We start from the raw sequence: 14,136 nt of genomic DNA, 5'->3' as shown, positions 1-14,136 counted from the left end.
CTAGGCGACCGGGCCGCGGCGCGGGCGCCGGGCCCGCGCCGGACGGTCCCTACAGCCCGTACTCCTCGAGCAGGCGCAGCCAGACCTCGCTCACGGTCGGGTACGACGGCACGGCGTGCCACAGCCTGCGCATCGGGACCTCCCCCACGACGGCGATCGTCGCGGCGTGCAGCATCTCCGCCGCGTCGGGGCCCACGAACGTGGCGCCGACGACGACCTCGCGCGCGGCGTCGACCACGAGCTGCGCGCTGCCCGCGTAGTCGGTGGAACGCACCGAGGAGCCGGCGACGTTCGCGAGGTCGTAGCGCACGACGCGCACGTCGAGGCCCGCGTCGCGAGCGGACGCCTCGGTGTGCCCGACGGCCGCCACCTCGGGACGGGTGAACACCACCTGGGGGGAGGCCACGGCGTCGGCCGTCGCGGCGAACCGCGACCACGGCTCGGGGTCGGCGCCGACGGCGGGCGGTCGCTCGCCCGCGGTCGGGGCGTCCTCAGCGTCGGGGTCGCCGAAGCGCGCGGCGACGACGTCGCCCGCGACGCGGCCCTGGTACTTGCCCTGGTGGGTGGTCGCGACGCGACCGGTGACGTCGCCCGCCGCGTACAGCCACCCGGTGCCGGCCTGCGACCCGAGCCCTTGGACGAGCATCGTGTCGTCGACCTCCAGCGCGCGGCCGGGCGCGAGCCCGACGGAGTCGACCCCGAGGTCCTGGGTGCGCGGCACGCGGCCCGTCGCGACGAGCACGCGCTCGGCCGTGACGGGCGCCAGCTCGGGCGCGTCCCCGCCGTCCGCGGGACCGGCGGCCGCGAGGACGAGCCGCACGCCGCCGTCGGGCAGGGGCTCGACGGCCTCCGTCGACACGCCGAGCCGCACGTCGACCCCCAGCTCCCGCAGCGACGCGGCGACCGCCTGGCCCGCCCAGGGCTCGGTGCGCCCGAGCAGGCCGCCGCGCGACAGCACGGTCACGCGTGCCCCGAGGTCGGCGAACGCGACCGCCATCTCGGTGGCGACCACTCCCCCGCCGACGATCGCGAGCGATTCGGGCACGTCCTCGACCGCGGTCGCCTCGCGGCTCGTCCACGGGTTCGCGTCCGCGAGCCCGGGGACGTCGGGCAGGACGGGCACGCTGCCGGTCGCCACGATCACCGCGTGGCGGGCCGCGAGCCGGCGGGTGCGCGGGAGGTCGTCCGGGTCGGCGTCGGGCTCCTCGGCGACGACCTCCACGAGGCGCGGGCCGACGATCCGCCCGAGCCCGCGCACGAGCGTGAGGCCCGCACCCTCGACCCAGGAGACCTGACCGGAGTCGTCCCAGTCGGAGACCATCTGGTCGCGGCGCGCGAGGACGGCGGCGACGTCGAGGTCGTCCCCGACGGCGACGCCCGGGACACCTCGGGCTTCCGCCCGCACGGCCCCCGGTCGGAGGAGCGTCTTGGACGGCATGCACGCCCAGTACGAGCACTCGCCGCCCACGAGCTCGGCCTCGACGAGCGCCACGCTCAGGCCGGTGCGCGACGCGCGGTCGGCGGCGTTCTCGCCGACGGGCCCGCCGCCGATCACGATCACGTCGTACGTCTCGTCAGGGGTGGTCTCGGGCTGCGCGTCGGACGTCATGGGCCCATCCTCGCGCGACGGCCCGGTCGCCGCCCGGCGGTGCGGCGGCGGGTCAGGCGACGCGGGCCTCGTCGAGCCGGTCGAGCACGCGCCGGACGGTCTGCGCGACCGTCCACCCGGTCGTGTCGACGTGCAGGCCGCCGGGCGTCGCGCGGGCCGCGGCGGCGAACTCCTCCGGGGTCCAGGCGCCGTACGCCTGCTTGTGGCGGCCGGCGTCGCGCGCGGCGAGCGTGGCGGCGTCCGGCGTCAGCACGACGGCGTAGCAGGGCCGGGTGCGCACGCGCGCCGTGAACCGCGCGAGGTCGGGGCCGAGCAGGATGTCCTGGACCACGGCCGTGACGCCTGCGGCCGCGTACGTGTCGGCCGCCTGCGCCGCGAGCGCCTGCCGCAGGTCGAGCTGGGCCCGGGCCGCGGCGGACAGGGGCGGCGCCGTCGACGCCTGGCCGCTGACCACGAACCGCCGGAACTGGTCCCCGCGCACGTGCGCGGCGAGCGGGAACGTGCGGGCGAGCGCGTCGGCGACCGTGGACTTCCCCGAGGCCATCGCCCCGGTGACGACGAGGACCGGCGTCTCCTCGCCCGGGACGACGGGGGCCGGGGTAGCGGAGGTCACGGCGCGACCGTACGGCGTCGTCGGCGTGCCGCGCGACGGAATTGCCGCGCGCGCGGACGCCCCCGGTCGGGACCGGGGGCGTCCTGCACGGGCCGCGGGGGTCGCCGTCGGGCTAGTGCACCGTCGCCTTCTCGGCGCCCGCCCCCGTGAGCGAGCGCACCTCCATCTCGGCGAACTTCTCGGGGTGCGGCTTCTCCCTGCTGAGGAGCGTCCCGACGATCCCGAGGAGGAACGCGAGCGGGATCGACACGATCCCGGGGTTGCTCAGGGGGAAGATCGCGAAGTCGATGTCCGTGTTCTTGATCATCGACAGGCTCGCGCCCGTCACCGGGTCGACCTTCCCGGACACGACGGGAGAGAACGCGATGAGCACGACGCACGAGATCAGGCCGCCGTACATGCTCCACAGCGCGCCCGCGGTGTTGAACCGCTTCCAGAACAGCGAGTAGAGGATCGTCGGGAGATTCGCGCTCGCCGCGACGGCGAACGCGAGCGCCACGAGGAACGCGACGTTCTGGCCCTGCGCGAAGATGCCGCCGAGGATCGCGAGGATCCCGATGACGACGACGGTGATGCGCGCGACCTTGACCTCGCCGTCGGGCTTGACCTCGCCGCGCTTGATGACGTTGGCGTAGATGTCGTGCGCGAAGCTCGCCGCCGCGGTGATGGTGAGACCGGCGACGACGGCGAGGATGGTCGCGAACGCGACGGCGGAGATGAAGCCGAGGAGGATCTCGCCGCCGAGCGCGAACGCGAGCAGGGGTGCCGCGGAGTTCACGCCCCCTGGAGCGGAGCTGATCGTCTCCGGCCCCACGAGCGCGCCCGCCCCGTACCCGAGCACGAGGGTGAACAGGTAGAAGATGCCGATGAGCCAGATCGCCCACACGACCGACCGGCGGGCCTCCTTGGCGGAGGGCACGGTGTAGAAGCGCATGAGGACGTGTGGCAGGCCGGCGGTGCCGAGCACGAGCGCGAGGGCGAGCGACAGGAAGTCGAGCTTCGTGGTGCCGGTGGCGCCGTACTGCTTGCCGGGCTCGATGAGCGCCTCGCCGCCCGGGCCCGCCTTGTCGATCGCGCCCTGGAGCAGGTCGGACAGGTTGAAGCCGAACTTCGCGAGGACCCACACGGTCATGACGGCGGCGCCCGCGATGAGCAGCACGGCCTTGATGATCTGGACCCAGGTGGTGCCCTTCATCCCACCGACCAGCACGTAGAGGATCATCAGCGCGCCGACGACCGCGACGACGACGCTCTGGCCCGCCGTGGAGTCCACGCCGAGCAGCAGCGCCACGAGCCCGCCGGCCCCGGCCATCTGCGCGAGCAGGTAGAAGAACACGACGGCGAGGGTCGCGAGCGCGGCCGCCATGCGCACGGGCCGCTGCTTGAGCCGGAAGGACAGCACGTCGGCCATCGTGAACTTGCCGGTGTTGCGCAGGAGCTCGGCGACGAGCAGCAGCGCGACCAGCCACGCGACGAGGAAGCCGATCGAGTAGAGGAACCCGTCGTAGCCGTTGATCGCGATGGCGCCGCAGATCCCGAGGAAGCTCGCGGCGGACAGGTAGTCGCCCGCGATGGCGGTCCCGTTCTGCGGCCCGGTGAACGACCGTCCGCCCGCGTAGTAGTCCGCGGCGGACTTGTTCTGCCGGGACGCGCGCAGCACGATGACGAGGGTCACCGCGACGAACACGGCGAAGATCGCGACGTTGACGACGGGGTTCCCGACGTCCGTGGCCTCGGCGGCCAGGAGGTGCGCGCTCACAGCTCGTCCTCCTCGATCTCCCGGCGGAGCTCGTCCGCCTGGGCGTCGAAGCGCTTGTTGGCCCAGTGCGCGTAGATCATGGTGATCGCGAACGTGGACACGAACTGGCCGAGCCCGAGGAGCAGCCCGACGGTGACGTTCCCCCACACCCGGACGCTCATGAGGTCGTGCGCGTAGTTCGCCAGCAGCACGTAGACGAAGTACCACACGAGGAACAGCGCGGTCATCGGGAACACGAAGCTCCGGAAGCGTCGGCGCAGGTCCTGGAACTCGGGCGAGCGTTGCACCCGCTGGTAGTCGGTCTCTTCGGCGGGCCCCGGTCCGGGGGCGGCCGTCACGTCGGTCATGACGCCTCCGTTGGCTCATTCCGTGGACAGACAGAGAGCCCGCACCCCGCGGACGGTCGCCTGTCGACGCGACCGCACGCGACGCTGCGTGCCCGGGGCGACCTTCCACCCCCGGCACAATGTGCCGTAGATCACTGTTGTCCGCAAGGACCGCGCGCGGCCGGTCGCGAGGCCGGTCGCGAGCCGTGCCGCGGGTCAGACGCGCACGTACTCCAGGTCCGTGATGACGCGCCCCGCGGCCTCGCCCTTGCGCTCGAACCCCGTGAGCACCCGGCCCTCGAAGCGCGGCGCGGCGTTCCCCGGGCCGTGCACGTTGCGCAGCCCCGGCGCGGCGTCCAGCACCTCGAGCATCTGCTCCGCGTACTCGGCCCAGTCGGTCGCGAGCCGCAGCGTCCCGCCGGGGCGGCCGTCGTCGCCCTCCCCCGGCGCGCGCAGGACGCGCTCGGCGAGCGCCGCGAACGACGGCGTCACGAGGCGGCGCTTGTGGTGGCGGGACTTGTGCCAGGGGTCGGGGAAGAACACCCAGAGCTCGTCGACGCTCCCCGCGGGCAGCGTGGTGGCGAGGACCTCGGCCGCGTTCGCCTGGACGAGCCGCACGTTCGTCAGGTCGCGCTGCGACGCGCGCAGCACGGTCTGCGCCAGGCCGGGCGCGTACACCTCGACGGCGAGGAAGTCCGTGCCCGGCTCGCGCTCGGCGGCGGCGACGACGGCCTCGCCCTGGCCCGAGCCGATCTCGACGACGAGGCGCGCGTCGCGCCCGAAGGTGGCCGCGACGTCGAGCACGTGGTCCGGGTCCACGGACGTCCGCGCGACGTCGCGCGGCACGTCGACCAGGTAGCGGTCGCGGTACGCGTCCCACGCGCGCTGCTGGCGCGGCGCGAGGCGGCCGCTGCGCCGCACGAACGACACGGGCTGGGTGCGGTAGCGCGGTCGGGCGTCGCCGGTCCCCGGGGTCGCGGAGGGGGCGCCGGTCACGGGCTCGTCGAGGGTCTCGGGGGTCGGTTCGGGCACCGCACCAGGGTACGGGCGCCTCGCGGGGGTCGTGCCGCGCGAGGCGCCCGGCCCGTCAGACGTACGCCGCGTACGCGGGCAGGTCGAGCACCCCGTTGCCCGACAGCCCGAGGACGATCACCTCGGGCTCCGTCGCCGCGCGCGCGTGCGCGACCGCCGCCGCCACGGCGTGCGTCGACTCCGGCGCGGGGATGATGCCCTCGCTGCGCGCGAACAGCGTCCCGGCCGTGAACGCCTCGTCCTGGTCGACGGCGACGGCGTCCATGAGCCCGAGGTGCACCGCGTGCGACACCATCGGCGACATGCCGTGGTACCGCAGGCCGCCCGCGTGGATCGCCGGCGGGACGAAGTCCTTGCCGAGGGTGTGCATCTTGAGCAGCGGCGTGAGGCCCGCGACGTCGCCGAAGTCGTAGCGGTACTCGCCCTGCGTGAGCGACGGGCACGCGGCCGGCTCGCACGCGACGAGCCGCGTCGTCGTGCCCTCGCGCAGGTTGCGGCCGAGGAACGGGAACGTCAGGCCCGCGAGGTTCGACCCGCCGCCCGCGCAGCCGAACACGACGTCCGGCGCGCCCTCGCCCGCCTCGTCGAGCTGGACGAGCGCCTCCTGGCCGATGACGCTCTGGTGCAGCATCACGTGGTTGAGCACGCTGCCCAGCGCGTAGTGCGCCGCGGGGTCCTTCGCGGCCGTCTCGACCGCCTCGCTGATCGCCATGCCCAGCGAGCCGGTCGTCTCGGGGTCCGCGGCGAGCATCGCGCGCCCCGCCTCCGTGAGGTCCGACGGCGACGGGTGGCAGATCCCGCCGTAGACCTCCATCTGCGCGCGCCGGTACGGCTTGGCGTCGTACGACGCGCGCACCTGCCACACCTCGACGTCGAGCCCGAGCAGCGCGCCCGCGAACGACAGCGAGGCGCCCCACTGGCCCGCGCCGGTCTCGGTCGTCAGCCTTGTGGTGCCCTCGAGCGCGTTGTAGTACGCCTGCGCGACGGCGGTGTTCGGCTTGTGCGAGCCGACCGGGCTCACGCCCTCGTACTTGTAGTAGATGCGGGCCGGCGTGCCCAGGGCCCGCTCGAGGCGTCGCGCGCGCACGAGCGGCGACGGCCGCCACAGCGCGTAGATCTCGCGGATCGTCTGCGGGATCTCGACGTAGCGCTCCGTCGTCACCTCCTGCTGGACGAGCGCGAGCGGGAACAACGGCGCGAGGTCGTCGGGCGTGAGGGGCTCGCGCGTGCCCGGGTGCAGGTGCGGGGGCACCGGCTCGGGGAGGTCGGCCGCGAGGTTGTACCAGTGCGTCGGGACGGTCGAGGGCACCTCGGCGCCCGTCGGCTCGAGGGACCGGACGGGCAGGGCCGTCGGCGGGGTCTGCGGTGTCGTCATGCTCGGCTCCAGCTCAGGGGGACGGCCGCTGGGCCGACGACGCGCGCACCGGGTTCACCGAGGCCGCCCACGTCGTCGGGGCACGGCCGGATGAGGTCACCGGCCGTCAGGCGGCCGGCCACCAGGGGGTCACGGACGGGTGCGTCACGAGGGCGACCCTACCCCCGCCCGCACGCTCGGGACCACCGGCGCCCGGGCGAGGACGATGGGCTCTCGCGCGCGCGGGCGCGCGGGCGCTGGGATGGGAGCAGACGCCGGTCGACGGCAGTGCCGGCGCGGACGGAAGGAGCCGTCATGGTCAGCAACCACGTCCCGGGCAGGTTCGAGGGCCGCACGGCGATCGTCACCGGCGCGGGCGCCGGCATCGGCCGCGCGACGGTCGAGCGGCTGCTCGCGGAGGGCGCGCGCGTCGTCGCCACCGACGTGCGGGAGGACCGCCTCGACAAGCTCGTCGCCGACGTCGGCACGGACGCTCTCGTCACCGTGGCGGGCGACGTGAGCGCGCAGACCACGGTCGACGCGGTGGTCGCCGCCGCGGGCGGCCGGGTGGACGCCCTCGCCAACGTCGCCGGGATCATGGACGGCTTCCTGCCGACCGCCGAGATCGACGACGTGACGTGGGACCTCGTCATGACCGTCAACGTCACCGCGGTCATGCGCCTCACGCGTGCGGTCCTGCCCCTCATGCTCGAGGCGGGGAAGGGCTCGATCGTCAACGTCGGCTCGGAGGCGGGCTCGCGCGCGTCGGCGTCGGGCACCGCGTACGCGACGTCGAAGCACGCGATCGTCGGTTTCACGAAGAGCACGGCGTTCTTCTACACGCCCCGGGGCGTGCGGGCGAACGTCGTCGCCCCCGGGGCCGTCGCGACGAGCATCGAGGCGCCCTTCCGCTCGCCGTACGCGGGCGAGCGGCTCGGCCCGGTCATGGCGACGACGGTCCCGCCGGCCGCGAGCGCCGAGGAGCTGGCCGCGGCGATCACGTGGCTCCTGTCGGACGACTCGGCCAACGTCTCGGGCGCCGTCCTGCACAGCGACGGCGGGTGGGCCGCCGTCTGACCGTCCCGCTCCCCGACCGGGCGGGCGACGCAGCGGCCCCCGGACCGTCCGGTCCGGGGGCCGCCGTCGTGCCGTCGGCGCCGCGTCAGCGGCGCGACGCCGGCGGATCAGCGCGGTGTCAGCCGCACGCGAGCGCGTCGTACGGGACGTCGGCGGCGGACGACCGGCCGTCCCCGCTCGCGGCGACGTGCGCGGCGCCCGCCGCGACGTCTGCCGCCCGGACGGAGAACGCCTGGTACGCCGACGCGCCGGGTCGCACGCCCGTGACGGTGCGCTCGCCGAACGGCGTGCTGAGCGTGACGTCGACCGGGACGGTGTCCGCGTTGCGGGCCCGGACGGCGACGTAGGCCGTGCCGCCGAGGCACTGCGTGCGCGCCGTCGTCTCGACGACGAGGCCGTCCTCGGCGGGCGCGGTGGTGAACGTGCTCACCGGCGAGACGGCGGTGCCGCCGCCCGCGCTGGTGGCCGTGACGGTCCACGCGTGCGCGGCGCCCGGCTCGAGCTCGTCCCACGTGACGGTCGCGACCTCGCCCGACGGGACGGTCACGCTGCCGACCTCCTCGCCCGAGGCGTAGAGCGACACGGCGTCGGTCGACAGGCTCGTGACGCGCGAGGTGAGGTCGACGGGGACGGTGAAGTCGTCCTCGCGGCCGTCGTAGCGCTGCTCGTCGTCATACTCGGTGGCGCCGAAGTTCTCGAGCCACGGCGAGTAGGTGTCGACGATCATCTCGGAGCGGTCGACGTCGAACTGGAGCAGGCGCAGGAAGCTCGCGCCGAGCCGCAGGCCCTCGTCGGGCGCGTAGCCGCCGATCTCGGTGAGGCCCGCCTCCTCGGCCGTGACCTCGTAGAACTGGTAGTCGGCCAGCAGCTCGACGACGCCGCTGCCCGGCGTGCCGACGTCCTGGCGCACGTTGATGCCCACGCCGTGCCGGTGCCCCGCGAGGACGAGGAAGACGTTCGGGTTGGGCTCGACGACCTTGGCGTGGACGAGGCGGCCGTCGGGCGTCGAGATCTCGGAGTCCCGACCGTCGGGGTTCGAGCTCGGGACGAGGTAGTCGTGCGTGAGCACGACCGCGTTGCGGTCGGGGAACTGCTTGAGGACGCCGTCCGCCCACGCGGCCTCCTCGTCCGTCACCCCGTACGACAGGTAGACAGCGACGAAGTCGAGCCCGCCCGCGCTGAACAGGTCGTAGTGGTTCTGGTTGTCGCCCTCGCGCCACGGGCCACCGTAGGAGGCGTTCTCCCACCCCGCGGACAGGGCCTCGTAGCGCTCGGGGCCGTAGAACTCGTTGAACAGCGCCCCGGGCCCGTTGTCCTGGCCCGTGAGGTTGTCGTGGTTGCCGGCGAGGACTCCGTTCGGGATGTTCGCGTCGTCGAGGATCTGCTGCGCGGACGAGGAGAACGCGTACTCGCCCCGGATCTGGGCGGCCATCGCGTCGTCGGCGGGCAGGCGCGTGTAGTTCTCGTTCACGTCGCCCGTGTGGCCGACGTACGCGATCCCGCGCTCCTCGGCGTTGTCCACGACCCACTGCGTGAGGTCCGTGTAGGCCTGCGCCCACACCGCGCGCTCCTCGGCAGTCTCCTGCTCGACCGCGCCCTCGGTGAGGTACTGCGTGTCGGTCAGGTGGACCAGGGAGAAGTCGTAGTCCTCGCGGGGCGCGAAGTCGGTCTCGTCGCGCGACCCGCCCGCGGCGATGTCGTCGGCGAAGGGGTCGGTGCCCGTCACGAGGACGTGCACGGTCCCGTCGGTGGCGGCGCCGTCGCGGAGCACGGTGCTCAGGGACGTCGTGCCCTCGACCGCGCCGCGCGCGGACGCGAGCGGCTCCCACCGCTCCCCGTCCCACACGTGCAGCGTCGCGAGCCGCTGCGGGTCGACGACGCCCTCCCAGCGCACGACCTGGTCGGCGGTCGAGCCCTCGGCGGGCAGCTCGAAGCGCTGGTAGGTGACGTCGCGGCTCTGGGGCGAGTCGAGCGTCAGGTCGTCGCCCGGTGCGAGTGCGTCCGCCGCGGCGGGCTGCTCGCCCTCGACCGGGAGCGTCGTCGGGACCTCGGCCGACTCGCCCTGCGCGACGAGCGCCGGGGCGGTGACGTCGGCGCGGGAGAACGTCGCGGTGACGTCGCCGCCGCCGGGCGCCGCGACGCGCGCGGACAGGTCGACGCTCCCCGCGACGTCGCGCGTGCCGTGCGCGGGCGCGAGGTCGGTCGGGACGTCGGGCACGCCGAGGCTCGTGAACGCGATCTCGTGCGTGCTCGCGTTCCCGAGCACGTCGGTCGCGGTGACGACGAGCGTGTGCGCACCCGGGGCGAGCCCAGGGCCGACGGGCGCGCCGAGCTCGAGCGGCTCGCCGTCGAGCGTGACGTCGGGGCCGGACAGGACGCCGGACGCGTCCGCGAGCTCGACCGCGAGGCTCGTCGCGCTCGCGAGCTCCGCGCCCGCCGCCGGCGTGCTGGACACGATCGCGGGACCGGTGTTGTCGGTGGTCACCGTCCGGCGCGCGGCCGCACCCGCGGCGGTCGCCGCCGTGATCGTGTGCTCGCCGTCGGCGAGCGTCGTCGTGTCGACGTCGGCCCGCAGGCCGGTCGCGGGCGCGTCGGCGTCGCGCGTCACGTCGAACGCGAGGTCGACCTCGCGCGGCTTCGTCGTGCTCGTGCCGCAGTCGCCGTCGCCCATCGAGTACGACGGCGCGATGCCCACGCCGGTCGCCGTGCCGTCGGTCACGTCGAGCGCGATCCCGGAGATCGCGAAGTCGTCGCGGTTGTCGCCGCACGCCGTCGGGTACGTGCCCGTGACGAAGCGCACGACGTTGCGGCCCGGGGACAGGAAGGCGTTCGGGACGTCGATCCGCACCGTCTCGCTCACGTAGTCGCGGTCCACGAGGTCGATGCGCTGCCCGTTGACGAGCAGGTGGTTGGTGTAGCGGGCCTCGATCGAGTTCGAGCCCACGGTGAAGACGAACCGGGACGAGCCGGTGCCGAGCGTCGCGACGGTGGTCAGCGGGGCGCCGTCCAGCTCGATGCCGACGGGCGCCTCGCCCCCGGCGGGCGGCGTGGCGAGCACGGTCTGCGGGCCGTGCAGCAGCGCGCCGTCCGCAGGGAGGATCACGGGCGCCCCCGGGGCGCCGTTGTTCACGGTGACCGCGCTCGTCGCGGTCGCGCCCGACGCGGTCGTCGCGGTGAGCGTGTGGGCGCCGTTCTCGAGCGTCGTGGTGTCGAGCTCCGCGGCGAGGCCGGTCGTGGCGGCCGGGTCCTGGTCGAGGTCGAACGTGAGGTCCGCCGAGAGGACGCGCGACGTGTTGGTGCCGCACGAGCCGTCGCCGAACGCGTAGGAGAAGCTGTTGGCGGAGCCGTCGGCCGTCTCGCCCAGGAGCTCGAGCGAGACGTCCGTGAGGTCGTAGTCGTCGTAGTTCGTGCCGCACGACGTCGTGACCGCGCCGACGACGAACCGCACCCGGTTCTCGCCCGGCACGAGCCACTGCGCAGGCACGTCGAGCGCGACGCGCTCGGACACCATGTCCCGGTCGAGCTCGAGGCGCTCGCCGTTGACGAGCACGTGGCTGCCGTACCGCTTCTCGATCGAGTTGCTGCCGACGTCGAACAGCAGGCGCGCCGTCGCGGGCGTCGCGGAGGCGTCGAGGGCGGTGCCGTCGACCGCGAGCGCCGTGACGGCGTCGCCCGCGCGGACGGGGTCGGCCGCGACGCGCACCGTGCCGTCGAGGAACGTGCCGGTCGTCGGGCTCAGCACCGGCCGCGTCTCCGGGGCGGCCCCGGTGAACCGGGCGGCCGTCCGGTCGAGGGTCGGGGAGGCTCCCGGGGCGGTCGCGGCGGCGGCGGCGGGCGCGAGCAGGCCGGCGACCAGCACCGCTCCGAGCGCCCCGGCGACCGCGGCGCGGCGCCGCGCCCCGCCGTCGGTCCGTCTCTGGGTGCGTCTCTCGGTGCGTCCCGAAGTCCTGTGCGTGGGCACGGACGTGTCCATCGTGGTTCCCTTCCGTGGCGAACGGGTCGACGGGCGACGCTGCCGAGCGGCGACGACGCCCGCACCGGACCCTTCCCGGCGGGGGTGAACGCGAGGTCGGTGCCGGGCGAACTCCGGCGAAACGGACGGCGACGGTTGCGGCGGGCGACCGGCACGGGTGGAGCGGGAGCGCGGATCGCCCGGGTGGCGGACGACGAAGGCCGCCCACCCGGAGGTGGACGGCCTGGTCAGGAAGGGTGCGCCATCAGGGACTCGAACCCCGAACCCGCTGATTAAGAGTCAGCTGCTCTGCCAATTGAGCTAATGGCGCGCGAGAGGGAACACTACCAGCGGCCGGGACCGTCGAGCTCCGCGAGGAGACCGGGCCAGCCCGCCGCGCCGGCTCTCGACCGGCACGGCTCGGGCCGCCCGCATGCGGACGGCCCGATCGGTGGTGGTGCGCCATCAGGGACTCGAACCCCGAACCCGCTGATTAAGAGTCAGCTGCTCTGCCAATTGAGCTAATGGCGCGCGAGAGAAAACACTAGCAGCCGCGGGCGCGCCGGGAAAATCCGTTCCGCCCGCCCTCGTGTGACGTCGGCGACACGGCCCGGCGAGCCCGCGCGGCGGCCTCGGCTAGAGGTACAGCCCCGTCGGGCCGTCCTCCTCGACCTCCTGCGACACGGCGTGCACGTCACGCTCGCGCAGCAGCACGAGGTCCTTGCCGCCGAGCTCGACCTCGGCGCGCTCGTCCGGGTCGAACAGCACGCGGTCCCCCACCGCGACCTGTCGCACGTGCTCACCGGCCGCGACGACGACGGCCCACGCGAGCCGCTTCGGGCCCACGGCCGTCGCGGGGATGACGAGCCCCGCCGAGCTCTGCCGCTCGCTCGCGTCGACCTCCGGGTCCACGAGCAGGCGGTCGTGCAGCATCCGGATCGGGAGGTCGCGGGCGGCAGGCCGGGACGGCGACGGGCGGGACGAGGCGGTGGCGGGGGCGGACGTCGTCTTGCTCACAGCGACAACGCTACCGGTGCCGCCCACCCTCACCTACGCTCGAACCACACCTTGGCCGGACCGAAGGAGATCCATGTCCACGCGCCTCACCGTCGGCGACACCGCTCCCGACTTCTCCCTGCCCGCCGCCGACGGCAGCACCGTCACGCTCTCCGACCTGCGCGGCAAGCACGTCGTCGTCTACTTCTACCCCGCCGCCGGCACGCCCGGCTGCACGACGGAGGCCTGCGACTTCCGCGACAACCTGGCCTCGCTCCAGGGCGCGGGATACTCGGTCGTCGGCGTCTCCCCCGACCCGGTCGACAAGATCGCCGCGTTCGTCGAGGCCGAGCACCTGACCTTCCCGCTCGTGTCGGACGAGGACAGGTCCGTCCTCGAGGCGTACGGCGCGTGGGGCGAGAAGAAGCTCTACGGCAAGACCGTCGTGGGCGTCATCCGCTCGACGGTCGTCGTCGACCCGGAGGGCAAGGTCGAGCTCGCGCAGTACAACGTCAAGGCCACGGGCCACGTCGCGAAGCTCCGTCGCGACCTCGGCATCGACCCGAAGTAGCGCACCCGGGCGGCGCGGTCCTGGCCCGGTGCGCGTCGAGCGACGCGCACCCGGCCGCCGGGGCCGCGCCGCCCGCGCCGTAGACTGACCACCGCGCGCGAGTGGCGTAACTGGCAGCCGCGCCAGGTTTAGGTCCTGGTGTCCTCGGACGTGCGGGTTCGAGTCCCGCCTCGCGCACCCTCCCCGGCCCTGCCGGAGTCCCCCCGTCGTGACGGCGCGGCAGCGTGCGCCGGATTCACCCGCACCCCATCTGGACGACCGTCCAGTTCGGTGTCTACCGTGGTGGCAGAGCCGGTGCCCGCACCACTTGCCCCCTGCCGGTACGGGCACCGGCTCCACACCCGCCACGCAGCGCCCGCGCGCGTGACGGCCTGCGACAGCGACGACGACGGCCCGGCACCCTCGGAGGGTGCCGGGCCGTCGTGGTGTCGTGCGGGCTCAGGCGTCCTGCGCCGGGGAGCCGTCGCTCGCCTCGGCGATCTGACGACGCACGTCCTCCATGTCGAGGCCCTTCACGGCGTCGACGACCTGCTTGAGCGCCGGGGCCGGGAGCGCGCCGGGCTGGGAGAACACGAGGATGCCCTCGCGGAACGCCATGAGCGTCGGGATCGACGTGATGTTGGCGGCGGCGGCCAGGCCGCGCTCGGCCTCGGTGTCGATCTTGCCGTGCACGACGTCCGGGTTCTCCTCCGAGGACGCCTCGAAGACGGGCGCGAACATCTTGCACGGTCCGCACCAGTCGGCCCAGAAGTCGACCAGGACGATGTCGTTCTCCTTGATCGTCTGCTCGAACGTGGACTCGGTGAGCGTCTGCGTGGCCATGGATGTTCCTCCTGGGGGCTTGGGG

Annotated in this window: 11 protein-coding genes and 3 tRNA genes; 3 read left to right on the top strand and 11 right to left on the bottom strand. The window is 74.3% G+C overall.

The window, feature by feature from the left end:
- Positions 1–49: 49 nt before the first annotated feature.
- From HKK73_RS07075 to HKK73_RS07050, 6 genes are all read right to left on the bottom strand, one after another.
- Positions 50–1,609 carry an NAD(P)/FAD-dependent oxidoreductase gene (locus HKK73_RS07075; RefSeq protein WP_171467712.1) on the bottom strand — a complete coding sequence of 520 codons (1,560 nt, stop codon included), beginning with the start codon at positions 1,607–1,609 and terminating at the stop codon, positions 50–52.
- Positions 1,610–1,661: 52 nt separating this feature from the next.
- Positions 1,662–2,222: an AAA family ATPase gene (locus HKK73_RS07070; protein ID WP_253705834.1), complete on the bottom strand. Its 561-nt coding sequence runs from the start codon at positions 2,220–2,222 to the stop codon at positions 1,662–1,664.
- 112 nt (positions 2,223–2,334) lie between these two features.
- Positions 2,335–3,981 carry a cation acetate symporter gene (locus HKK73_RS07065; protein ID WP_021482756.1) on the bottom strand — a complete coding sequence of 549 codons (1,647 nt, stop codon included), beginning with the start codon at positions 3,979–3,981 and terminating at the stop codon, positions 2,335–2,337.
- Complete coding sequence (locus HKK73_RS07060; RefSeq protein WP_171467711.1) at positions 3,978–4,328, bottom strand: DUF485 domain-containing protein; 351 nt, start codon at positions 4,326–4,328, stop codon at positions 3,978–3,980. The genes HKK73_RS07065 and HKK73_RS07060 overlap by 4 nt, the downstream gene beginning before the upstream one ends.
- Positions 4,329–4,523: 195 nt before the next feature.
- Positions 4,524–5,339 (bottom strand): tRNA (guanosine(46)-N7)-methyltransferase TrmB, encoded by an 816-nt coding sequence (trmB, locus tag HKK73_RS07055; RefSeq protein ID WP_076406646.1) that lies wholly within the window; start codon positions 5,337–5,339, stop codon positions 4,524–4,526.
- A 55-nt stretch (positions 5,340–5,394) separates the two neighbouring features.
- Positions 5,395–6,714 (bottom strand): TrpB-like pyridoxal phosphate-dependent enzyme, encoded by a 1,320-nt coding sequence (locus HKK73_RS07050; protein WP_085388190.1) that lies wholly within the window; start codon positions 6,712–6,714, stop codon positions 5,395–5,397.
- A gap of 294 nt (positions 6,715–7,008) precedes the next feature.
- Between HKK73_RS07050 and HKK73_RS07045 the strand changes: the two genes are divergently transcribed.
- Positions 7,009–7,770 (top strand): SDR family NAD(P)-dependent oxidoreductase, encoded by a 762-nt coding sequence (locus tag HKK73_RS07045; protein WP_171467710.1) that lies wholly within the window; start codon positions 7,009–7,011, stop codon positions 7,768–7,770.
- A 118-nt stretch (positions 7,771–7,888) separates the two neighbouring features.
- On the opposite strand, the gene HKK73_RS07040 is transcribed toward HKK73_RS07045, so the two are convergent.
- From HKK73_RS07040 to HKK73_RS07025, 4 genes are all read right to left on the bottom strand, one after another.
- The gene (locus HKK73_RS07040) at positions 7,889–11,629 is read right to left on the bottom strand and encodes a metallophosphoesterase (protein WP_171467709.1); all 3,741 of its coding nucleotides are present in this window, start codon (positions 11,627–11,629) and stop codon (positions 7,889–7,891) included.
- A 351-nt stretch (positions 11,630–11,980) separates the two neighbouring features.
- Positions 11,981–12,053: transfer RNA gene (locus HKK73_RS07035), tRNA-Lys, on the bottom strand.
- Between the two features lie 124 nt (positions 12,054–12,177).
- A tRNA-Lys gene (locus HKK73_RS07030) sits at positions 12,178–12,253 on the bottom strand.
- Positions 12,254–12,358: 105 nt separating this feature from the next.
- Complete coding sequence (locus HKK73_RS07025; RefSeq protein WP_043652550.1) at positions 12,359–12,739, bottom strand: co-chaperone GroES; 381 nt, start codon at positions 12,737–12,739, stop codon at positions 12,359–12,361.
- A gap of 73 nt (positions 12,740–12,812) precedes the next feature.
- On the opposite strand from HKK73_RS07025, the gene bcp reads away from it, so the two are divergent.
- Together bcp and HKK73_RS07015 are read left to right on the top strand one after the other, a co-directional pair.
- Positions 12,813–13,289 (top strand): thioredoxin-dependent thiol peroxidase, encoded by a 477-nt coding sequence (gene bcp / locus HKK73_RS07020; RefSeq protein WP_021482400.1) that lies wholly within the window; start codon positions 12,813–12,815, stop codon positions 13,287–13,289.
- Between the two features lie 95 nt (positions 13,290–13,384).
- A tRNA-Leu gene (locus HKK73_RS07015) sits at positions 13,385–13,466 on the top strand.
- Positions 13,467–13,727: 261 nt separating this feature from the next.
- Here HKK73_RS07015 and trxA read toward each other — a convergent pair.
- On the bottom strand, positions 13,728–14,111 hold the full coding sequence (gene trxA, locus HKK73_RS07010) for a thioredoxin (RefSeq protein WP_043652553.1): 384 nt from the start codon (positions 14,109–14,111) through the stop codon (positions 13,728–13,730).
- Positions 14,112–14,136: the final 25 nt, after the last annotated feature.

Source organism: Cellulosimicrobium sp. 72-3 (assembly GCF_013127315.1).
GTDB lineage: Bacteria > Actinomycetota > Actinomycetes > Actinomycetales > Cellulomonadaceae > Cellulosimicrobium > Cellulosimicrobium funkei.
This window is presented reverse-complemented; position numbering and strand designations above follow the sequence as displayed.